Below are 21,455 nucleotides of genomic sequence, written 5' to 3'. Positions count from 1 at the left end.
GTGCGCGACTACAGAACTATAGTACTACCGAACTACTTCGGTACCGCAGGCCTCACCTCCACCTTACTGGGCAAGGTACGCGCGGGCATCTTCAGCAGGTCGACTACGAGCTGACCGAGGTCTTCGCTCTGGATCTTCCAGGCGTCGCTGTCGTCGGGTTCGTTGCCGTTGAAGTGGGTAGCGACGGAGCCGGGCATGATGGTGGTCACCTTTACTTCCTGTTTGCGTACGTCGAGCATGACCGCCTGGGTGAATCCGACCAGGCCGAACTTGCTGGCGTTGTAGGCGCTGCCGCCGGCGAAGAAGTTGGTGCCCGCCAGGCTGGCGATGGTGAACAGGTAGCCCTTGCTTTCGATGAGGGCGTCCACGGAGGCTTTTACGGTGTTGAACACGCCGGTCAGGTTGATGTCTACCGTCTCGCTCCATTGCTCGGAGGTCATCTCCTGGATGGGGGCGAAGTGGCCCACGCCGGCGTTGGCGATCACGATGTCGAGGCCTCCGTAAGTTTCGGTGGCGAGGCGCACGGCGTCCTGCTGGCTGTGCAGGCTGCGGACGTCGGCCTCGGTGCCGATGCAGTGGCCCGGGTAGCCCTTTTCATTGAGGTGATCGGCGGCCTGGGAGGCGGAGTCCTGGGTGCGGCTGGTGATGATGACGTTTACGCCCTGCTCGAGGAGCTTTTCGGCGATCCCGTAACCGATACCCTTACTGCCGCCGGTCACGTAGGCGGTCTTTTTCTGTAGATTTTCCATGTCGGTTGCAACGTAACCGTCCACGAAAGGTTGGTCGCTGAACCCGGGGCGGGCACCGGGTGTCTGTGTATGGGATGAACAAGCTCACCATTGGTATCACCCTGTCGGGCGGCGGCGCGCGGGGTGCGGCGCACATCGGGGCGCTGCGCGCGCTGACGGAGGCCGGCATCGAGCCCGATAAGGTCGTCGGGGTCAGTGCCGGCGCACTGGTCGGGGCCATGTACGCGGCCGGGGTAAGCCCGGACGATATGATGGCGTTCGCCCTGGAATCCTCCATTTTCCGCTTCTACAAGCTGGGAATGCCGCTGGCCGGACTCACCAGCAGCGACTACCTGCAGGAGCGCCTGGCGACCGTCATCCCCGAGAACAGCTTCGCGGGGCTGCAAAAACCCTTCTTCGTCGGGGTGACCAATCTCAACACCGGGCAGCTCGAATGTCACGACAGCGGACCCCTGCACACGCTCGTCGCGGCCAGCTGTGGCATCCCCTTCCTGTTTCGCCCGGTGGTGATCGACGGGGCGCAGTACGTGGACGGCGGGGTGATCGAGAATATGCCCGTGAAGCCGCTGCTCAACCAGACGGACTTCATCATCGGCAGCAATCTGATGCCCTACGAAAGCCTGAAGCCCGCCGACGTCAAGACCGTGATCGGCATCGTCTGGCGCTGCTTTGATTTGTCCATTATGGCAAATACCTTGCCGTCGGCCGAGCTCTGCGACGTGGTGCTCGAACCCAGCAACCTCAACGATTACCACATCTTCAACCTCAACCGGCTGAGTGATCTCCACGACGTCGGCTACGAACATACCCGCAAGCGCCTGCCCTATATCCGACGGCTGCTCGACAGTAAGCGCGAACTGCTCGAAATACTCTGATCTTCCCATGCTTGGTGTAGTCAATACCCTGTTCAAGACCTACCTCGGTCGCTACCGCAAGGAGCTGATGGCCCATTACGACCATCCCCACCGCCTGCAGCGCCAGCAGCTGCTGGAGATTCTGCGCACTAACCAGCACACCCAATTCGGACAGGAACACCAGTTCGACCGGCTCATTGCCGATCCCGAATCCCTGGCAACGCGTATGCCGGTGCGGAACTACGACGGCCACCGGCCCTACATCGACCGCGTACTCGGCGGGGAGCAGGGAGTGCTGACGCAGGATCCCGCCGCCTGGATCGCGACCACCAGCGGTACTACCGGATCGGTAAAATTGCTGCCGATGCCGCAGTCGGCCGTCGGGTCCATCCACCTCAAGGGCAGCTGGATGAGCCTGGCCGCGCTCTACGAGAAGAACTCGGAGCTGGAGGTATTCTCCCACAAGAACCTGCTGATCGGCGGGGCCTACCAGGGGCTGCACGAGCCCTCCGGCTTGCCCAAGGCGGACATCAGCGCCATCATCATCCTCAGTATTCCCCGCATCATGCGGCCCTTTTACATTCCCGACGTGAAGCTAGCCACGGCAGGCAGTTACGAGGAAAAGATCGAGAAGATCGCCCAGCTGGCGGCCCGGGAACCCGGCATCACCATTCTTGGCGGCGTACCTACCTGGAACCTGCCGCTTTACCGGAGGATCCTGGAGATCCACGGCGGGGAAAACATGCACGACGTTTGGCCCCACGCCTCAGTCTTCAAGCACGGCGGCGTCAACTTCGCGCCCTACCGCGGCCAGTTCGAGCGGCTGTTTCCCAAGTCGGACTTCATCTTTCAGGAGATATATAATGCGACCGAAGGGTTCTTTGCCGTCCAGGACCGGGACGAGCTGCGCAGTATGCTCCTGCTGCTGACCAACGGTATCTACTATGAATTCATTGCGTGGGACGACTACCAGCGCGACGAGATGAACGCCATCCCGCTGGCGGAAGTCCGCGCCGGGGCGGTGTATGTGATGCTCATCACGACGATGGCCGGCCTCTATCGCTATCCGATGGGAGATCTGATCAAGTTTACCGAAACGGATCCTTACCGCTTCGTGATTGTCGGGCGTACCCAGGAATTCATCAATGCCTTCGGGGAAGATATGCTCCGCTCCGAGGCCGAAGGCGCCCTGCTGGCCGCCTGCGCGGCGACGGGCGCCCTGGTACGCGATTACACCGTGGCCCCCCAATACATAGAGGTACAGGAGAAGGGCCGCCACCACTGGCTCGTCGAATTCGAGCGCCCGCCCGCCGATCTCGAGACCTTTAACCGCGTACTCGACGAGGCGCTGCAGGAACGCAACTCCAACTACCGCGCCAAGCGGGCTAACGACTACGCCATCACCCGCCACGCCCTCACCGTCCTGCCCCAGGGCTTCTTCCGGCAGTGGCTCGCCGAACGGGGAAAGTTAGGGGGGCAGCACAAGGTGCCACGGCTGGCCAATCACCGCAATTTCCTGGAAGATATCCTGGCCCGCGTCGGGGGGTGACGTTCACGGGCAGGCTATTTGCTCTACGCTTACCCGCTCGTTCCCCAAGGAAGTCGGCTCGAGGATGACCCCACGTGCCGTCGTGATTCCCGCAACGTCGGTACTTACGCCTCCAGAATGCCAGTCGGTGTACCAGTTACGGACCAGAAAGGTGGCGGTGTCCGCGGCCGCGTCCACCGTGCAGGGGGGCAGCTCGTCGAGAAGGCGGAAGGTAAGGTCGGTATCCGCGAAGGCGGTGTAGTACCTGCCATAATTCACGAGTACCTGACTCCCGTAGACCGTCGCCGGGCGGGGGAGCGCGGCAATGATATCTTCCAGCGCGGGCTTTACCCGTTCGTACTCGAGCGACCGGTCGTAGCGCGCACCGGCAGCGGCGGGGGTAAGGAGCGCCACGATAAGGAGCGTAAGGGGGACATAAAATGACCAGCCACGGGGCTGCATCCGGCTTCGTCTCAGTAGATCGGCCAGCGTCAACACCGAGCTTATGGCCAGTATCGGGCTGAACAGCAGCAGGTGCCGGGGGTCGAGGCAAATAGGGTTGTAACTGGTCAGTGAAATGGACATAAAATTGATCGACAGCAAACAGATCACGACCGTCAGGGGAAAGAAGTAGGCGCGTCGGTCACGTGTCCGCCGTACCGCATAGTAGATCAGCGCACCCGCGGCAATAAACAGGTGGGGAAGCAGGTAGGCCTGGGTCAGCAAGGAGAGGAAACCGCCGGTCAGGCGCTCCCGCAGGTGGGGCCACGGCAGCACGTCGTAGGAACACGGATTCAGGTAGTGGTTGGCGGTAATGGCGGTAAAGCGGCTCAGGGGTGACCCGGTCAGGCTCCATATAATGGTAAAATAGACGGCCAGCAATGGCAGTAGGACAACCAGCAGGCGCCCCCACCAGCGCAACCGTCCGTTACGTACGTCCAGTACGAAGTACCACAGAAAGAGCGGCACGAGTAGAATAACGGTCCCCTTACTGTTGAAGGCCAGAAACAGCGAAACCGCGGCAAGTGCCGCTCCCCGGGTCGAGCCTTCGGTACGCTGCGTCACGTAAGCCGTCCAGGCGACCGCCGAGAACAGGCCCACGAAGACATCGGGCATGAGTTTGTCGGAGTAGAACAGGTTCCAGCGCATCCCGAAAAAAAAGGCTACGGCCAGCGCGTACTGCCAGGTGGGACGGTCCCGCAAGGCGTACAGCAGGACCGATAACAACGCCACCGTTGCCAGAAAGGCCGGGAGGGCGGAAGCGTGGTCGCCGATTCCGAAGATCGCGTAGGAGGTCGCCCAACATGTGAGGGGGACGATGCGGTAAGAATAGTGATCGGTGGGATCCCAGCTACCATGAAGCAGGCGCTGGGCCAGTTCGGCGTAGTACAGATCGTCGAATCCGAAATGGCCGTAAAAGGCCCAGTAGTGGTGGGCCAGGAGTACCCCCACCGCAACCGCAAGTACCGCTAGCTTACCCTTCACCGCGCCGAAGCTACCGCACGCGCGCCGGACGACCAAGCCGTTCACTTACGGCCGCGAGGGCCTGCGTGAGGCGGTCGGCACCGGAGATCACGCGGGCATTGGGCAGCAGCTGATGGTAGCGGTCGAAGAGGTGCTTACGATCTTTCTCTTCGGGGTGTTCGCGCAGCGGATCGTAGGTCCAGGGGAGGTCCGGATAACACAGGAGGGTAAGGTCGTAGCTGCGGGTACGGGATGCCAGGAATACCTCCGGATCGCAGCGACCGAACTTAACCTCCGACCAGATTCGGATGACCTCCGGACCCGTATCGCAGACCACGAAGGAGGCCCCGGTCGCGACGGCCGCGGCCTCGGCGTCCCGCTGACGGTGCCAGATGGACTGGAGGTCTTCAAAGGCATAAGGCCGGTCCAGGTTCTTTAAGTATTCTCGGGCCGCTTCGGGCACGCAGACGCCGTCGAGCGCCCAGGCCAGCTGGCGCGACAGGGTAGACTTCCCCGCGGATTCGGAGCCGGTAATCAGAATTTTCAATTACCGCTCCAGCTCGATCTTCTTGCGTTTTTTCTCCGCCTTGAGCTTTTCGCTCTGCTCCTTCATTTCCTCGCCCATTTGCTGGCTGGCTACGAAGCTGGCGGTCATATTGGCCAGCATATCGGAGCCGGCGGTGGGGGCGTTCGGCAGCATGATCAGGTTAGAGTTGACGTTCTCACCCATACTCTGCAGGGTGTCGTAGTGCTGGGTGACGACGATCAGGGCCGAGGCCTCCTGGCTGTTGATACCTACGCTGTTAAGAATATCGACGGACTCTTCCAATCCCTTGGCGATCTCCCGACGCTGGTCGGCGATACCTTGTCCCTGTAGACGCTTCGATTCGGCTTCGGCGCGGGCCTTGGCCACGATGCGGATGCGGTCCGCCTCACCCTCGTATTCGGCGGCGAGTTTCTCGCGCTCGGCGGCGTTGATGCGGTTCATGGCCACCTTCACCGTAGCATCGGGGTCGATGTCCGTGACCAGGGCCTTGACGATGTTGTACCCGTAGCTGGTCATGGCTTCCTGCAGTTCGGTCTTGATGGCGTTGGCGATGTCGTCCTTCCGCTCGAAAACGTCGTCGAGTTTCATCTTGGGAACCTCGGCCCGGACCACGTCGAAGATGTAGCTGTTGATCTGCTCGTAGGGATTGTCGAGCTTATAGAAGGCGTCGTAAACGCTCTCGGGGCCCACGGCAAACTGCACGCCTACCTTCAGCTTGACGAAGACGTTGTCCTTGGTCTTGGTTTCCACGTTGACGTCGAGCTGTTGCACCTTGAGGCTCACCTTTCCAGCTACCCGGTCGATGAATGGCGCCTTGAAGTGGAAGCCCGGCCCACGAATGGACTGGAAGCGACCCAGCCGCTCCAGGATGGCCGCACTCTGCTGACGCACGGTGAAAAAACTGCCGGTGATCACCAGCAGCGCGAAGACGAGAATGACGATTAACACGATGGACATGAACGGGTATTTGTGGTAAGATAACGTTCCCCCGCGTAAAGCAGTTGTGGATTAATCCGGTCGTTGGTCTGCCCGCAGGTAACGTTGGTCGGTAGGGTGGGGGTCGAGCTTAATCCGTCGCCGGCGGGGTGCGTTACTGGTAATATTGTAATATTGCTATATGGGGTGGAAATACTACCGGTGAGCGTGCGGTGCTCAATTATTGGAGGGTTGCGGGCGTAGGCCGCGTTTCACCGCGCGGTCGGAGACCGCCTTGTACTGCCGCGACTCCTAAACTACCCGACTACCGAACTACAGCTCTACAGAACTACAAGACTACCGAACTACAAGACTACAGCACTACCGAACTATTCCCTATCTTCGCACCACAAGTGAGCTCACAGGAGCCGCAAGACCCTGGTAATGCCTTAAATGGCACTACCGGGTTTTCTTTTACTACGCTAAAGTTTCCCTACGTCATGTACGAACTGAACGATACCTATAAAGCCCACCTCGACGCCATCGCCGATGCCATTCAGGCGAGCCCCGCCCTGGCCCAGTACCTCGAAGACGAGGAGGACGACCAGTACGAGGCCCTCAAGGCCGAATTCGAGCCGCAGATCGAAGCCGCCCACGAGCAAATCAACCATTACTCCCCCTTCGAGATCGAAAGCTTCGAGCGGTACTTGCTAGATGATCGCTTCGAGGGCCTTTTCCTCCCCCGTATCCTGGGCTATAGCGTGCTGCGGCCGCAGATCAACCCTCAGTTCTTCTACACCCGGCAGAACGACCACTTCGGTGAGATTCTCAACTACATCGCCGGCAACATGAACTTCGACCAGCTCCGCAGCCGAATCGGACAGGCCGTGCAGGTAGGCTTTTCCCTCAGCAGCGATATTTACGTCACCGGTCTGGTCGACGGGATCCCCACCAAGCGCGTCCGGCAATTTTTGCTACAGCAGAAGGCCGACGACGCCCGTACCGCCGCCGGGCGGCAACAGATATTTAACCGGTACAAGCGGCAGTTCATGAGCCGCAACTATCAGTACGCTCCCTTCCCCCTGGAGGCCTCGGAGCTGATTTCCCACACGGACCACATGGTTGACTTCCTGCTTTACCGGGTATCTTCCACCGAGCTCAACAACGACGCCCTGCCCGCGCCGCTCTACCAGTTCGCTACGGAGGAGAGCTTCGCCGGCCGCCGGGAGCTCATTGCCCCCGTGCTGATTTACGGTGCCTTTCTGACGCCCGAAGACGAGACGCGCGATACCATCACCTCCATCCTGAGCCGGGAGCGGACCGCTGACCCCGCACGGGTGCAGGAACAGGTCATGGATTTCGTCCTCCGCCTCAAGACCGATCCCTCCGTCAATTTCGGCCCCGAACAGGAACTGGCCCTCGGGCAGGTGATCGACCGCAGTATCGAAGACGACCTCACCGCCTACTTCAACCTCACTGACCGGATTCACAACGAAGGATACAAGGAGCCCGACGTGCAGGAAGCCGTACGGGAGGAAGTGCTCAAGCACGACGGCCTGAGCACCTTCAACGAGAACGTCCGCAAGAGTGTCCTCGTCTACTTCGACCTGCTGGCCGCGAGCCTCGGCACCGAAGACTACAATGAGTGGTTCAGCGAGACGGGTAAGCAGTTCCCCGTCTACATGAAAATCTTCTCCAACGAGCAGTTTAACCAGGAGCTGCGCCGCCTAGCCATCCGCTACACCAAGCGCTTGATCAAGGTGCATACCAACAAGCGGGGCAAGGATTACCGCGACATCAAGAAGACGACGGTTTCCACCTGGACCGACTACAACTTCATGACCGAAAAGCAGCTCAAGGAATTCTTCAAGACGCCGCGGAAGCGGAAGAAGGCTGACGCGTAGGTAACGCGATCGCGAGCACGTCGCTGAAGTTTCTCGCGAAGTGGGCGGTAAGGCCCTCCTTGAGGTAATCGTCCAGTTCCTCGTAGTCCTCGCGGTTCTCCCACGGGAAAATTAGAGTGTCGATGCCCACGCGGCGGGCGCCGATGGTCTTCTCCTTCACGCCCCCGATCGGGAGGACCCGACCGGTGAGCGTCAGCTCCCCAGTCATCGCCAGGCCGCCCAGGGGTGCCGTGTCGGTGGCCAGGGTATACAGGGCCAGGGCCATGGTAATGCCGGCACTCGGACCGTCCTTCGGGGTCGCGCCGGCGGGCACGTGCAGGTGTACCTGGTGCTTGTCGTAGTAGTGATTTCCCGCTCCGGCCAGCAGCGCCTTCACGTAGCTGAGGGCAATCTGGGCGCTTTCCTTCATCACGTCGCCCAGCTGGCCCGTGAGCCGGAAACCGGGATTCTCGGCCGGGATGCCGGTCGCTTCGATATACAGCGTGGCCCCGCCGAGGGAGGTGTAGGCAAGTCCGAGGACTACCCCGGCGATCGGGTGTTCGTAGAGCTTCTCGGTGTTGAAGCGAGGCCGTCCGAGCATTTCCTCCACCATCGATTTACTCACCTCAAAGGTGTGCTGGTCGGTCTCGGCCTGTTTGAGCACGAGCTTGCGGATGATTTTGCGAATCTGCTTTTCCAGGTTGCGGACGCCGGCCTCGCGGGCGTAGCGGTCCACGAGAAAGTCCAGTGCCTCATCGGTAAAGGTCACCTCGTCGGAAGCGAAGCCGTGGTCCTTCAGCTGCCGCGGGATCAGGTACTGTTGTGCGATTTTGACCTTCTCCTCTTTGATGTACCCGCTCAGGCGAATGACTTCCATCCGGTCGAGCAACGGCCCGGGGATCGAATCCAGTTGGTTAGCGGTAGTCAGGAACAGCACGTTCGACAGGTCGTAGGGTACGTCGAGGTAGTGGTCCACGAAGGAGTCGTTCTGCTCGGGGTCGAGCACCTCCAGTAGGGCCGAGGCAGGATCTCCCTGCCCGCTCCCGAGCTTGTCGATCTCGTCGATCAGGATCACGGGGTTGCTGCTTTTCGCGCGGTCGATGGCCTGGATCAGTTTGCCGGGCATGGCACCGATGTAGGTGCGCCGGTGCCCCTTGATCTCCGCCTCGTCGCGCATGCCACCGACGCTGAAGCGGTAAAATTCCCGGCCCAGCGATTTGGCAATGCTCTGACCGATGCTTGTCTTACCCACGCCGGGAGGGCCCACCAGACAGATGATGCTGCCGGCTACCGAGCTGCGCTTGATGATGGTGGCCAAGAACTCCAGGATATTGTCCTTAACGTCCGTCAGTCCGTAGTGATCGGCGTCAAGGATTCGGCGGGCCTCGGCGATGTCGTGGGTATCCGGGCTGAAAATTCCCCAGGGCAGGCTCGCGAGGGTTTCAAGGTAGGTACGCGTGACGTTGAACTCCGGACTTTGGGTATTCAGCGTGGCAAGCTTGTTGAGTTCCCGGTCGAATACCTCCCGGACGTTCTCGGGCATCTTTTTCCCCTCGAGCATGGCGAGGATGCGTTCGCGGATCGACTCGCCGTCGCCCTGCTCCTCGCCGAGCTCCCGGCGGATCGCGGACAACTGTTCACGCAGGAAGTACTCCTTCTGCTTGGCGTTGACGCCCTCCTCGATTTGCTTATTGATCCGCGATTGGATCTTGGCAACCTGCAACTCGTCTTTGATGATGCCGAGCAGGAGCTTGGCCCGCTCGGTGATGTTCCAGGTTTCCAGCAGTTCCTGGAGCTTGGCTTTTTCGGAACTGACGAGGTTGGAGATCACGTCGATGGTCTGCCCCGGCTTTTCGTAGTTCAACTGGGTGACGACCATATTGACCTGCTCCTGGAAGAGCGGATTTAGCGCCAGCAGGCTTTTGATGTCGCTACTGATGGCCAGCATGTACGCCTTCAGTTCGGGGTCAGGCTTGACCGCGGGCTGATTGTCATACTCTACGCGCCACCGCAGGCTTGGCTCGGTCTGTACCACGCGTTGCCGCCGAAACCGCTTGACCGTTCGCCCCAGTACCTGTACCCCGTTGGTACCCATCGGCATGGCTTTGATGATCTGGTAGACCGTACCGACCTCGTAGTAGTCCGACTCGCGGTAATCGTCCTCGTTAGCTTCCCGCTCGAGCACGGCGCCGATGAAGCCGTCGTGCTGTTCCACGGCTATTTTCAGCGCGGTAAGTTTGACCGTCCCGCTGAAGGTCATGGGCAGGGCGGTCCCGGGAAATACGGGGCGTTGAGACAGCGGGAGGATGGTGAGTAACTGGGGTAGGGTAGGATCGACAAGTTGCATGGCTCCCTCCGCCATCAGTTCTTCGATATCGTTCGGTAGGGTGGTATCTGGCAAGGTTAGGCTGGTTTGGGGTTCGGTACAATACTGACCACCCTCGCTATTTGTTCAGGGTGGCCGTTACCTTGGGGCCATGTCCAAGACCATTATCATTACCGGTGCCGCCGGGGGCTTCGGCCGCGCCTGCGCCGTCCGCTTCGCGGCCGCCGGATACTACCTCGGCCTGTTCGATCTCGACCCCGCCGGCGTCGCCGAGCTCGGCCGCAGCTACGGCGAAGAACGCTGCTACGCCGCCACCCTTGACGTGACCGATCCGGAAGCCTGCCGCACGGCGATCGCCCGGTTCGGGGAACGCACGGACGGCAAACTTGGCATTCTGCTCAACAACGCGGGAATCATAAACGTGGGCGAATTTGCCGACCTCACGCTGGAGTCTGAACTCCGGGTCGTGGACGTTAACCTTAAGGGTGTCATGAATATGGCCTACCATGCCTACCCCCTCCTTAAAGCAACCCCGGGGGCTCGCCTGATCAATCTGGGTAGTGCCTCGGCACTGCACGGGAATCCCGAACTCGTAGCCTACAGCCTGACCAAGCGGGCCGTGAACAGTTTTACGGAAAGCCTCGACATTGCCTGGGAAGGTGACGGCATCCGGGTCTGCGATATCAACCCCATGTATGCCCGTACACCACTCATCAAGGACAACCAGCACCTGCTGCGTAAGCTGCCCGATTCCGGTATCCGCCTCACGGCCGATGACGTCGCCGATGCCATCGTGACCAGCCTCGACAGCAACCGCGTGCACCATTACGTAGGCGCCGATACCAAGCTTTTTTCCCTCGTGGGGGGCGTTTTGCCGTTTCGCCTGCGCAGGTTTCTGCTGAAGCGGGTGATCGGCTACTGATCCGATTTCCGTGCCTGGTGGAGTTGCCGGAAGGCATCTCCCAAGTGACCAACCAGGTCCTCGGCCAGCAGGCTTTCTTGTCCGAGCGCGTCAGCGGCGAGGTCCCCGGCGAGGCCGTGCAGGTAGACTCCGAGCCGGGCGGCCACGTCGGGCGCATAGCCCTGGACCAGGAGGCCCGTCACTACGCCGGTGAGGGCGTCCCCGGTACCGCCGGTACCCATGCCGGGGTTCCCGGTCGTGTTGAAGTACATGCGTCCGTCCGGAGTGGCGATGGACGTATAACCCGTTTTTAGCAAGACGACGCAGTTGAGCTCTCTGGCCTTTGCGCGCTGCAACCGCCAGCGGGCAAAGTCGTCATCGGTTTTCCCGAATAGCCGCTCGAACTCCTTGGGGTGGGGCGTCAGGATGGAATTGGGGGGGAGATCGGCTAAGTGCTCCGGATGGGCGGACAGGATATTGAGCGCATCAGCGTCCGCCACCAGGGGGCGGCTTGTCGCCCGCAGCAGGTCGAATACCGCTTCCGGCGTTGGATCCTGGGTGCCGATGCCCGGGCCGATGCCCACCGCGTCATAGCGCTCGGGGTGGGCTACCCCGGTGAGGTGGTAGCGGTGCTGGTCGACGCGGCACATCGCTTCCGGCAGGCTGATCTGCATGATCTCGTAGCCTACGCGTGGTATATGGACCGTCACCAGTCCGGCACCGGCCCGCAGTATGGCGCGGGCGCTGATCACCGCGGCACCCATTTTCCCGAAGGCTCCTGCGACCAGCAGCGCGTGGCCGAAAGTTCCCTTATGATCGTTGGCATGGCGCGGCCGGAGTAGCCGCGCTACCCCCGTTAGGTCCAGTTGTTTCGTGGGGTCATCCGCATTCTCCGGCGGCGTTGCCAGGGGAAAAGCTACCAGTTCCCACTCTCCGAGGTAAGCGGTATTCGAGGGAGCGTAAAGTGCCAGCTTCGGGTAGCCGAGGCTAAGTGTACGCTCGGCGCGCACGATTGCCCCTTCGGAGGGACTATCGGTTCGCAAACCGCTCGGCAGGTCCACTGCTACCCGGGTTACGGACTGCTCGTTCAGGTGGTCGACCAACTTCGCCCAGTAACCGGTAATGGGTCGGCTGAGCCCGGTGCCAAACAGGGCATCGATCAGCAGGCCGCCGGCCGGAGGCGTGGGCAGCGGATCACCCTCCTCGAGCTCCCGCATGCGCACACCGACGTCCTTCGCCCGGCGGCGGTTGGATTTGTTGTCCGCGGACGCAGGTGCGAGGTTGGCGCAAATCGCGCTGACGGTATAGGCTTCCAGCCGCAGCAGACGGGCGATGACGAGTCCGTCGCCACCGTTGTTGCCGGGACCGCAGAGTACGGTCACGGGCCGTTCCTTGTCGGGGTAGAGCACCTGAAACCGCCTGGCCCAGGCGGTAGCGGCACGCTCCATGAGTTGCAGGCTCGTAATTCCGTCCTGCTCAAGCGTAGCCTGGTCCAGGGCGCGGTGCTGCTCCGCCGTGAGGATGCGCATCTGGGTGGGTTAGTTTGTTTCGTCCATCGCCTCGTCCTGCCGGTCGAACTTCAGCACGCGGCGGCGGCTCTTGAAGGGCACGTAGCGGTAGGGCCGGTCCTGAAAGTCGCTCAGGAGCGTATCGGCTGCCAGACTGGCCCGGTTCAGGCGGTTGTAGATCTCGTCGTCGGTGATGAGCTTACCGAGCGTACCGCGACCGTTCTGCACGTCCTGCATGACGGAAGTCACGCCACCCAGAGCCCGGTCGGCCTCGTCGAGGGTACCCCGCAGCCGGACGATGCTGGCATTCACCTCGCTCACCGTTTCTTCCAGCTCCAGCCCACTCAGGTTATTGGTAAGCGTGTCGGCGTTCTGGATGATGTTGGCAATACCCTGTTCGTTCTCGTTGAGGGTACCGGTCAGGCTTTCCAGGTTAGATAGGGTAGCGTTGATCTGCCGCGAGTTGGCGTTCATGAGCTGCTGCAGCTGGGCGGTGGAGGCGCGGAGGTTCTCCATGGTCACCGCCAGATCGCGGGAGGCGCGGGCGATGGGGTTATCGCTGTTTTCGTTGAACAGGGTCCACTGTAGGCTGTCGACGGCCTCACTTACCTGGGCCTTAAGCCCCTCAGTGGGGTCGGCATCGGGGTCGGTGCCGAGGAAGGAGGCCAGAATGCCCTTCGATGATCCGGTCAGGTAGGTGCCACTTTCCGCGCAGTCATCTTCCCCGAAACAGGGACGGTCGTATTCCAGGACCACGGCCTTCTCGCCCAGCAGGCTCACCGTAGTGATGTAGGCGCGGGTACTTTCGGGGATGTTGACGTTCTTACGGATCTCCAGCGTGACTACTACTTCCTTCTTTTGCTGGTCGAGCTTAATGGACTTCACCGACCCGACCGATACGCCGCTGATCTGAATGGGGGTACCCACCGTCAATCCGGCCACGTCGTTGTAGGCTACGTAATAGACCTGGGACGAAGAAAAGAGGTTGCTCCCCTGAATAAATTTGAATCCCCAGAAGGCTAATAAAATAGCCACCACGGCCAGGATTCCAATTTTGACTTCGTAACGCATAGGGTGGGGTCAGATATGAAGGTCGCATCACGCGGCCGGGTGAAACACGGGACTGTAACGTTGCGCCTGCAAGTTAGGTTTGCATCGCCGGCGCCGGGGCGGGGTCATTCCAGGATCTCGTATTCTTTAATTTTCCGGTACAGCGTACGTTCGCTGATACCGAGTTCCGCACTGGCCTCTTTACGCCGGCCATTGTGCTTTTTCAGGGCCTTGGCGATCAGGTCGCGCTCGGCGTTGGCAAGACTCAGGTCTTCCTCTACGATCTCGCTGCGGTCGTAGGCTTGCTGCATGCTCGTGTCTACGATAATCGGGTCTTCGGAGGGGCGGCGGAACTCATCCACGTCCACCCCGGCCCGCCGGTCGATCTCGTCGGCCGCGTCGGGGTAGGCACCCGGCAGTTGCAGCGACCGGATCTTGCCCATGTCGGGCACCCGGAGGTCGTTGTTGCGGATCAGTTCGAAGATGAGCCCTTTCAGGTCGTTCAGGTCGGATTTCATGTCGAAGAGCACCTTGTACAGGATCTCCCGTTCCTGCATGCCATCGGCGGCCCCGTTGCGCGTGATGGCCGGCAGGTTGCGCTCGCGTAACTTCGGCATCATCGTTACCAGGTCGACCGCCGTAAGCTCCCGCTTCTCCGCCAGGATACTGAGCTGCTCGGCCACGTTCTTCAGCTCGCGGATGTTGCCCGGCCAGCTGTAGTGATCGAGGAGCCAACGGGCCTCATCGTCGATCTGGATCGGGTCGAACCCCTGCTGCTCGGCGAAATTATTGGCGAAGTAGCGGAATAACAGGTAGATGTCCTCCGGCCGGTCGCGCAGGCTCGGTAGCTCAATATTGACCGTAGCGAGGCGGTAATAGAGGTCTTCCCGAAACTTGCCGTCCCGGATGCGCTCGCTCAGCTTACGGTTAGTGGCGGCCACGATACGCACGTCGGTTCGCTGCACGCTGCTGGAACCCACCCGGATGAACTCCCCACTCTCCAGCACGCGGAGCAGGTACGTCTGGGTGTCCAGGGGCATCTCACCGATTTCATCCAGAAAGATGGTCCCCCCGTCGTAGGTTTCGAAGTACCCCTTGCGGTCACCCGTCGCGTTCGTAAAGGCCCCCTTGACGTGGCCAAAGAGCTCACTGTTGATGGTACCCTCTGGAATGGCCCCGCAGTTGATGGCGATGAATTTCTCGTGCTTGCGGGGGCTGTTGTCGTGGATGATGCGACTGAACACCTCCTTACCCACGCCGGACTCGCCCGTGATCAGGATGGACAGGTCGGTGGGGGCGACCCGCACGGCGGTGTTTAGGGCATTCTCCAGCACGGGAGAGCGCCCCACGATGCCGTAGCGGCGCTTGATGCTCGTTAGGTTGGGCTTGGTCTGATTCACGACGGGCTGAAGCGATGGTTAGGGCGACCGGTCGGCGCAGGGGCAAAAGGTGCCGGGGCGGTCGTTGGTTGAATAAGCGGGCGGTGGCGGTGCGGGTTCGTCAGGAAACCTGATTTCCCAGCAGCGTGGCGCTGGTCGCGTCGGTTATCGTAACGGATACATAGTCACCGGGCGCCGTCCCGGCAAGCCGGGGGAAGATCACCATCTTGTTTTGCGTATTGCGCCCCTTCCAGTCGGCGTCTGACCGCTTGCTCTCCCCCTCGATGAGCACCGTAAAGGTCGTGCCGATGTCGGCCCGGTTCCGCTCGTCGCTGATGGTGGTCTGCAGGTCGATGATCTCTTGCAGCCGGCGCTTCTTCACCTCCAGGGGCACGTCGTCCGTAAGCTTGCGGGCGGCCGGCGTACCCGGTCGCTCAGAGTAGAAGAACATGTACGACATCGTATAGCGGGCGTAGTCCACCATCGACAGGGTATCGCGGTGTTCCTCTTCCGTCTCGCTGCAGAAACCGGTGATGATGTCGGAGCTAATGGCGCAGTCGGGCATGATCTCGTAGATCCGGTCCACCTTCTTGCGGTACCACTCCCGGTCGTAGGTGCGGTTCATCAGGTCGAGGATGCGGCTGTTGCCCGACTGCACCGGCAGGTGGATGTACTTGCAGATATTTTCGTGGTCCCGCATGGTGTAGAGCACCTCGTCGGTGATATCCTTCGGATGGCTGGTACTGAAGCGGATACGCAGCTTGGGGTCTACCTGCGCAACCATCTCCAGCAGGGCGGCAAAGGTCACCCGCTCGCCCGTTTCGGGGTGGGTCCACTTGTAGCTGTCGACGTTCTGCCCGAGCAGCGTCACCTCCCGGAAACCCCGCTGGAAGAGGTCGGTGGCCTCGGCCACGATGCTGTAGGCGTTGCGGCTACGTTCCCGGCCGCGGGTGTAAGGCACCACGCAGAAGGAACACATGTTGTCGCACCCGCGCATGATGGAGATGAAGGCGGTGACGCCGTTGCTCTGCAGGCGCAGGGGATTGATGTCGGCGTAGGTTTCTTCCCGGCTCAGAAAGACGTTCACTCCCTTTTCCCCCTCCTCGGCGCCCGCCACCAGGCCCGGCAGGTCGCGGTAAGCGTCGGGCCCCACTACGAGGTCGACCAGTTTTTCCTCCTCCAGGAACTTGGCCTTCAGGCGCTCGGCCATGCAGCCCAGCACGCCGACCATGGTACCCGGCCGGCGACGTTTTACCTTGTCGAAGACGCGCAGTCGCTTGCGCACGGTATCCTCGGCCTTTTCCCGGATCGAGCAGGTGTTGATCAGAATAAGGTCGGCCCCCTCCAGGTCGCGGGTGGGCGCGTAGCCGGCTTCACCGAGGATGCTGGCCACGATTTCCGAATCGCTGAAGTTCATCTGGCACCCGTAGCTCTCGATGTAGAACTGCTTGCCGGTCGGCTCCGGGGCCAGGGCGGATACTGCCTCACTGTAGACCTGCCCCTGGGCGGTCTCGTCGATGGTCCGGGCGTTCAGGTCCTTGAGGGTCGGGTTGTCGTTGTACATGGTTGGTCCGGTTGGGCGCGCAAAGGTAGGAAGATAAGCTGACAGATTGACAGTGTACCCTTCTTTTCGGCGGGGCGCGGGTGCGGCGTTTCGGGGGAAGGTGACGCACACTTGGCCGGCCACCCGCCAGGCGGTACCTTAAGGGGCATCTTGCCTCCAAATCCGGTCGTATGCGCTTCCTTCTCCCGTTCGCCCTCCTGGCCTCCCTCTCCGCCGCCGCCCAGCGGGGCATCGACACCACGCGCTACGCGACCGGCGGCATCGAGACGGTGAGCTGGTACCGGACGGTGCCGGTGGACTCGCTCAGCCGGTCGGAACGATTCATGCGGGGACTGACCGACGGGAAGGGTCCGGACAGTGTGGTCATGATCGATAGCATGCACCTCTTTGACCTCAACGGCCGGCGAGCGGAAACGATACCCCGTATGGAAGCTGCGCGGCAGGAAATATTCGCGCGGCGCGAGCGGATGCGGCGGGAATCGATCAGGCCGGGCGTGCATTCCCTGCAGGTGGTCGGGCTGGACACCCGGCTGATCGGGCGGGTAGGGGAGGTGCTCACCGATTCGCTGCGGGTATACTACTATGGAGAAGGCGTGCGTCAGGTCAGCGTATCTACCCGCGGACCCCTGTTGCCCACGCTCGACAGCCTCTCCTTCACCAAGCGTAGCGCGGCACTCCCGCTCATCGTGGTACCGCGCGCCGGGGTGCGGAAGGGCGTACTCTTGCTCTCCAGCAACGAGGCGGACGAGCCGCTGGAAACCCCGGTTTCCGTCTGGGGCTACCACCTGCGCTCCGACGATTTCGGTGCGGTAGCGGACGGGGTCCCACCCCTCGACTGGCAGGCCGGTCGGGAACTGGTCCTGCGCGCCCCCGGTAACCAAAAACTACTGACCATCCGCAAGGACGGCAGCGAGGACCGCGTCGTACCGGTCAACCAGGAACTGCAGACGCTCCTCACCGCGGACTGGCCGGTGGGCGAAGTTACCCTGGTCCTGTCCGACCTGGGCACGGGAGAGGAACGGTACCGGCGGTTACGGATTTGGTAGGGGTTAGTCACTCGCACGGCACCCGCGGCCCCGCCCCGCGGCAACTTTGGTCCCCCACAGCCGTTTCCGAGCAAAGCCCACTGAAATGTACCGCTACCTGCTGATCCTCGTTGCCCTGTTCGTAGCCGCCGGCTGTACCTACACCGCCAAGATCACGGACGGCGCCACCGCCGTGGATCGCAAGCAATACGACGTCGCCGTACCGATGCTGCAGCGGGAATTCAAGCGCGCAAAATCCCGGGGTGAACAGGGGCGCATCGCCATGAACCTCGCCGTGAGCTACCGCGAAACGGGCCACGACGAGGAGGCCGCCGAATGGTTTCAGACCGCCTACGACAATGGCATCGGCCCGGACGCCCTGCGCGAGCGCGCCGCCGCCCTCAAGCGCCTGGAACGCTACGAAGATGCCATCCAGACCTACACCGACCTCGGCTTCGAGATCGGGTCGCGCTACGAGTTCCGCAAGGACATCGCCGGGGCCGAGCTGGCCATTCGCCTCAAGGCCGAGCGGGAGGCGCAGGAAACCCCCGAATACGAGGTGAACCCCGTGGCCTTCAACAGCCCGGCGGCCGACTACGCGGCCGTGTCCCTGGACGACCGCCTGGTATTTACCAGCGACCGGTCTTCCGCTACGGGCGACGACACCTACAACTGGACGGGCCGCAGCTTCAGCGACCTCTTCGAGGCGAGTGATGCCTCCGCCGCGGCCGCGACGCCCTTCCATCCGGGCACCAATTCCGAATACAACGAAGGCACCCCCGCCTTCAGCCCCGACGGCGGGACCATGTACTTTACCCGCTGCGCGCCACCCGCCAAGCGGTCCGACGCCTACTGCGGCATCTACCGCAGCGAGCGGGTAGGGGACGGCTGGGGCCCGGCCGAGAAGCTCTCCTTCGTTACCCCGGAAGCCAACTACATGCATCCAGCGGTCAGCGCCGACGGCGAGCGTCTGATCTTCTCCGCCAACCTTAACGAAGGGTGGGGGGGCTACGACCTCTATGAGGTGACCCGGCAGCCCGACGGCAACTGGAGCGCCCCCGACCTGATGAACCGCGCGATCAATACGGAAAGCAACGAGCAGTTTCCCACCCTCGACGGCGACACGCTCTACTTCTCCAGCGACGGGCTGGAGGGACTCGGCGGGCTGGACATTTTCCGCACCTGGCCCCTGGAAGACGGCCGCTGGGTCGCCCCGCGCAACCTGAAAGTACCGGTCAACAGCGGCGCGGACGATTTTGCCTACACCATCGTGCGGCGCAACGGCACGGGCGTGGGATCCACGACCACCGGCTTCTTCAGTAGCTCACGTCCCGGCGGGGCGGGTAGCGACGACATCTACGCCTACACCAAGACTGTGCTGCCCCCGCCGCCGCCCAGTCCGGACCCGGTGGTCTTCCGTAACGTCCTCGACGTGACGGTAGTAGAAAAGATCTTCGAAGACCCCGGTAATCCCCGCAGCCGCGTGCTCGGCCTGCGGCCCGTACCCAACGCTACGGTGATCGCGAGTATCGGCGACCAGAGCCGTACGGTGACTACGAATGAGGAAGGCCAGCTCAGCCTGGTACTGACCGACAACCAGGCCTATAATTTCCGCGCCGAGCGCCCGGACTACCTTTCCGACGAGGGCCGCTTCAGCAGCCGCAACCTGCCCCGCGATCCCGAAGCTCCGGAGCAGCGCTACGAACTGGAGCTGGAGATCGAAAAGATTTTCCGCAACGAGGAGATCGTGCTGGAAAACATCTACTACGACTACGACGAAAGCTTCATCCGGGAAGATGCCCAGCCCACGCTGAACGAGCTTACCCAGACGCTCGAGCGCAATCCCGGCATCCGCATCGAGCTCGGATCGCACACCGACTGCCGGGGGCGCGATGCCTACAACGAGACCCTGAGCCAGGCCCGCGCCCAGGCTGCGGTGGACTACCTGATCGCCAAGGGCATCAGTGCCGACCGCCTGACCGCCCGCGGCTACGGCGAAAGCCAGCCCATCGCCGAGTGTATCTGCGAGCGGTGCACGGAAGCGCAGCACCAGCTTAACCGGCGTACTACGTTCCGGATCCTTGAGTAGGGGAGTAAACGAATGAGGGACCGAATGAGTAAATAGGAGCCCTATTCACTTATTCAGTCCCTCATTATTGCTGTCGGTACTTTCTACTTGGGCAAGCGGACGGCCTTGATCGTATACCCCTCCGTGCTCTCGTAGTCGTACAGCTCGATCTGCGTCTGTTCGATGAGGATGTTGACGAGGGAGTAGGTGGTGCCGATGGCGTAGCCCTTATTGGCCAGGTACTGGGTGACGAACCACTTCAGCCCCACGTAGGTGGTAAAGTTGAGGTGCAGCGCCTCGTGCAGTTCTTCCAAGATCTCCTCGGCGGTGATGACCCGGTAGCCCGGGGGGGCGGTATCGCGGTAGGTATTCGTCTTGTGCTCGAGCTTGATCTTACCGATGATCTTGGGGCCGGTGAGCTTCACGCGGTGGTCGCCGCGGTCGGAGGTAGCCCCCTCCCCGTTGCTGGCGACGCCGGCGGGGGTGGGTTCATCCTGCTGCTGTTGGCCCGACATTCCGCTGTTGCGATTGGTGGTGATCTCCTGGGCCTGTTGCACGGCGGCTTCGGCCTCTACCTGCTCTTCGCGGACGACCTCGGCGGCCGCCTGGTGGATGGCCTGCTTCTCCTTGAGGGAGAGTACGATCTCGTCGATGTGGCTTTCCGCCTCCTTAATGATGGAGGTCAGCTCGGCCGAGAGTTCGATGCCCTTGCGCAACTCGCTGTGGAAGAAAGTGGCCTGGTGGGCGACCTTGTTGCGGATCTTGGACATTTCCTTCCAGAGCCGCTCGAAGTTCTTGTCGCGGAAGAAGGTCTTGAAGTACTTGGTATAGTTGCCCTCGAGGTTGCCCTTGAGCTCCATCAGTTCCTCCAGGGTCTCGATGCTGGTCAGCCGTTCCAGGACCTTCTCCGGCTCGTTGAAGCCGGTAGACTGCTTGTAGATGAGCAGGCCCAGGTCGTCGAAGTCGGCAAACTCGATGTCGCTGTTGATGAAGTAGCTGAATTGGTTGGACCGGTTGCGCTGGCGGGCCTTCACCTTCTCGATCATCTTGGGCGTGGCGGTCACGTCCCACCACGACATGCCCACCCGCTGGAAAAAGAACTTGATGAGGTACCGCCGCAGCAGGTTCTCTACGGCGTTGATTTTCGGGTAGAGCTGGTTGGCGATCTCGGAGCTGATGTCGTCCTGCAGGACCCGCAGGTGGGCGAAGCGAAGCTTTTCGGAAAGGTGGCGAAGGAGGCGCTGCCGGAAGGGTTCAAGGGGTTCGAACATGGGGCTCTCGACCCGCAGCACGAAGGCGGCGTCTACCAGGTCGGTAAGGATCTTGCTGGTGTCGACGTTGATGACGGAAACGGTGAGGCCGCTCTCGCCCTTAATGAAATCGTTACCATTCTTGTCTTTGGTAATAATGGGGGAACGGCTGTTCCATACATCGTTGCTATAACTGATCGCGTGAATGAAACCGCGCTGATCACTAATGTCATCGGGGTCGATGCAGAGAAGCTCGAATATGAAGTTGGAAGGCATATCATAGATAATTGACTAGTAGTTGCTAAAATTGGGATTCCCGGAAATATAGCCAATTCGCCCGGGAGGGGTGAAGGCCGGCTGTCGTACTTTTGTCCGCCCGTAACTTAACGAAGCGTTAAAGCACCAGGTAACCAACCGCGAATCCCGCACCGGCATCGTTGCCCC

16 protein-coding genes are annotated in these 21,455 nt (G+C 61.4%); 6 read left to right on the top strand and 10 right to left on the bottom strand.

Annotated elements, in window-relative coordinates:
• Positions 1 to 32: 32 nt before the first annotated feature.
• Complete coding sequence (locus DQG19_RS02470) at positions 33 to 749, bottom strand: SDR family oxidoreductase (protein WP_116124630.1); 717 nt, start codon at positions 747 to 749, stop codon at positions 33 to 35.
• Between the two features lie 74 nt (positions 750 to 823).
• Between DQG19_RS02470 and DQG19_RS02465 the strand changes: the two genes are divergently transcribed.
• Both DQG19_RS02465 and DQG19_RS02460 read left to right on the top strand, forming a co-directional pair.
• On the top strand, positions 824 to 1,624 hold the full coding sequence (locus DQG19_RS02465; protein WP_116124629.1) for a patatin-like phospholipase family protein: 801 nt from the start codon (positions 824 to 826) through the stop codon (positions 1,622 to 1,624).
• A gap of 7 nt (positions 1,625 to 1,631) precedes the next feature.
• On the top strand, positions 1,632 to 3,152 hold the full coding sequence (locus DQG19_RS02460) for a GH3 auxin-responsive promoter family protein (RefSeq protein ID WP_116124628.1): 1,521 nt from the start codon (positions 1,632 to 1,634) through the stop codon (positions 3,150 to 3,152).
• A 3-nt stretch (positions 3,153 to 3,155) separates the two neighbouring features.
• Here DQG19_RS02460 and DQG19_RS02455 read toward each other — a convergent pair whose 3' ends face one another.
• The 3 genes from DQG19_RS02455 to DQG19_RS02445 are packed head-to-tail and all read right to left on the bottom strand — an operon-like array spanning position 3,156 to position 6,099.
• The gene (locus DQG19_RS02455) at positions 3,156 to 4,616 is read right to left on the bottom strand and encodes an ArnT family glycosyltransferase (RefSeq protein ID WP_116124627.1); all 1,461 of its coding nucleotides are present in this window, start codon (positions 4,614 to 4,616) and stop codon (positions 3,156 to 3,158) included.
• 10 nt (positions 4,617 to 4,626) lie between these two features.
• Positions 4,627 to 5,142 carry an AAA family ATPase gene (locus DQG19_RS02450; protein WP_116124626.1) on the bottom strand — a complete coding sequence of 172 codons (516 nt, stop codon included), beginning with the start codon at positions 5,140 to 5,142 and terminating at the stop codon, positions 4,627 to 4,629.
• On the bottom strand, positions 5,143 to 6,099 hold the full coding sequence (locus DQG19_RS02445) for an SPFH domain-containing protein (protein WP_116124625.1): 957 nt from the start codon (positions 6,097 to 6,099) through the stop codon (positions 5,143 to 5,145). It lies immediately after the preceding gene.
• A gap of 458 nt (positions 6,100 to 6,557) precedes the next feature.
• On the opposite strand from DQG19_RS02445, the gene DQG19_RS02440 reads away from it, so the two are divergent.
• Positions 6,558 to 7,961 carry a hypothetical protein gene (locus DQG19_RS02440; protein WP_116124624.1) on the top strand — a complete coding sequence of 468 codons (1,404 nt, stop codon included), beginning with the start codon at positions 6,558 to 6,560 and terminating at the stop codon, positions 7,959 to 7,961.
• Here the strand turns inward: DQG19_RS02440 and lon are convergent.
• Entirely contained in the window at positions 7,924 to 10,341 is a 2,418-nt protein-coding gene (gene lon, locus DQG19_RS02435; RefSeq protein ID WP_198661631.1) for an endopeptidase La, read from the bottom strand. The two genes, DQG19_RS02440 and lon, sit on opposite strands and share 38 nt — an antisense overlap.
• A gap of 76 nt (positions 10,342 to 10,417) precedes the next feature.
• Between lon and DQG19_RS02430 the strand changes: the two genes are divergently transcribed.
• Positions 10,418 to 11,188, top strand: coding sequence for an SDR family oxidoreductase (locus tag DQG19_RS02430; protein WP_116124623.1), 771 nt, complete (start codon positions 10,418 to 10,420; stop codon positions 11,186 to 11,188).
• Here the strand turns inward: DQG19_RS02430 and DQG19_RS02425 are convergent.
• The 4 genes from DQG19_RS02425 to miaB all read right to left on the bottom strand — a co-directional run bounded on the left by DQG19_RS02425 (position 11,182) and on the right by miaB (position 16,668).
• Positions 11,182 to 12,696: an NAD(P)H-hydrate dehydratase gene (locus DQG19_RS02425; RefSeq protein WP_116124622.1), complete on the bottom strand. Its 1,515-nt coding sequence runs from the start codon at positions 12,694 to 12,696 to the stop codon at positions 11,182 to 11,184. The genes DQG19_RS02430 and DQG19_RS02425 overlap by 7 nt on opposite strands.
• Positions 12,697 to 12,705: 9 nt before the next feature.
• Entirely contained in the window at positions 12,706 to 13,746 is a 1,041-nt protein-coding gene (locus DQG19_RS02420; protein ID WP_116124621.1) for an MlaD family protein, read from the bottom strand.
• A 104-nt stretch (positions 13,747 to 13,850) separates the two neighbouring features.
• The gene (locus tag DQG19_RS02415; protein WP_116124620.1) at positions 13,851 to 15,125 is read right to left on the bottom strand and encodes a sigma-54 interaction domain-containing protein; all 1,275 of its coding nucleotides are present in this window, start codon (positions 15,123 to 15,125) and stop codon (positions 13,851 to 13,853) included.
• A gap of 100 nt (positions 15,126 to 15,225) precedes the next feature.
• Positions 15,226 to 16,668, bottom strand: coding sequence for a tRNA (N6-isopentenyl adenosine(37)-C2)-methylthiotransferase MiaB (gene miaB, locus DQG19_RS02410; protein ID WP_116124619.1), 1,443 nt, complete (start codon positions 16,666 to 16,668; stop codon positions 15,226 to 15,228).
• 170 nt (positions 16,669 to 16,838) lie between these two features.
• Between miaB and DQG19_RS02405 the strand changes: the two genes are divergently transcribed.
• On the top strand, positions 16,839 to 17,714 hold the full coding sequence (locus DQG19_RS02405; RefSeq protein ID WP_116124618.1) for a hypothetical protein: 876 nt from the start codon (positions 16,839 to 16,841) through the stop codon (positions 17,712 to 17,714).
• An 85-nt stretch (positions 17,715 to 17,799) separates the two neighbouring features.
• Positions 17,800 to 19,782, top strand: a complete 1,983-nt coding sequence (locus tag DQG19_RS02400) for an OmpA family protein (protein WP_116124617.1) — start codon at positions 17,800 to 17,802, stop codon at positions 19,780 to 19,782.
• An 83-nt stretch (positions 19,783 to 19,865) separates the two neighbouring features.
• Here DQG19_RS02400 and DQG19_RS02395 read toward each other — a convergent pair whose 3' ends face one another.
• Entirely contained in the window at positions 19,866 to 21,287 is a 1,422-nt protein-coding gene (locus DQG19_RS02395; RefSeq protein WP_116124616.1) for a HEPN domain-containing protein, read from the bottom strand.
• Positions 21,288 to 21,455 lie beyond the last annotated feature (168 nt).

This window comes from Lewinella sp. IMCC34183 (assembly GCF_003390915.1).
Taxonomy (GTDB): domain Bacteria; phylum Bacteroidota; class Bacteroidia; order Chitinophagales; family Saprospiraceae; genus Neolewinella.
The sequence above is the reverse complement of the archived record's forward strand: the minus strand, read 5'-3'. Positions and strand labels throughout refer to the sequence as shown.

Coding starts and splice junctions, on each gene's coding strand:
- DQG19_RS02470 (WP_116124630.1), bottom strand. CDS start 749: ATGGAAAATCTACAGAAAAAGACCGCCTACGTGACCGGCGGCAGTAAG.
- DQG19_RS02465 (WP_116124629.1), top strand. CDS start 824: ATGAACAAGCTCACCATTGGTATCACCCTGTCGGGCGGCGGCGCGCGG.
- DQG19_RS02460 (WP_116124628.1), top strand. CDS start 1,632: ATGCTTGGTGTAGTCAATACCCTGTTCAAGACCTACCTCGGTCGCTAC.
- DQG19_RS02445 (WP_116124625.1), bottom strand. CDS start 6,099: ATGTCCATCGTGTTAATCGTCATTCTCGTCTTCGCGCTGCTGGTGATC.
- DQG19_RS02440 (WP_116124624.1), top strand. CDS start 6,558: ATGTACGAACTGAACGATACCTATAAAGCCCACCTCGACGCCATCGCC.
- DQG19_RS02430 (WP_116124623.1), top strand. CDS start 10,418: ATGTCCAAGACCATTATCATTACCGGTGCCGCCGGGGGCTTCGGCCGC.
- DQG19_RS02425 (WP_116124622.1), bottom strand. CDS start 12,696: ATGCGCATCCTCACGGCGGAGCAGCACCGCGCCCTGGACCAGGCTACG.
- DQG19_RS02420 (WP_116124621.1), bottom strand. CDS start 13,746: ATGCGTTACGAAGTCAAAATTGGAATCCTGGCCGTGGTGGCTATTTTA.
- miaB (WP_116124619.1), bottom strand. CDS start 16,668: ATGTACAACGACAACCCGACCCTCAAGGACCTGAACGCCCGGACCATC.
- DQG19_RS02405 (WP_116124618.1), top strand. CDS start 16,839: ATGCGCTTCCTTCTCCCGTTCGCCCTCCTGGCCTCCCTCTCCGCCGCC.
- DQG19_RS02400 (WP_116124617.1), top strand. CDS start 17,800: ATGTACCGCTACCTGCTGATCCTCGTTGCCCTGTTCGTAGCCGCCGGC.
- DQG19_RS02395 (WP_116124616.1), bottom strand. CDS start 21,287: ATGCCTTCCAACTTCATATTCGAGCTTCTCTGCATCGACCCCGATGAC.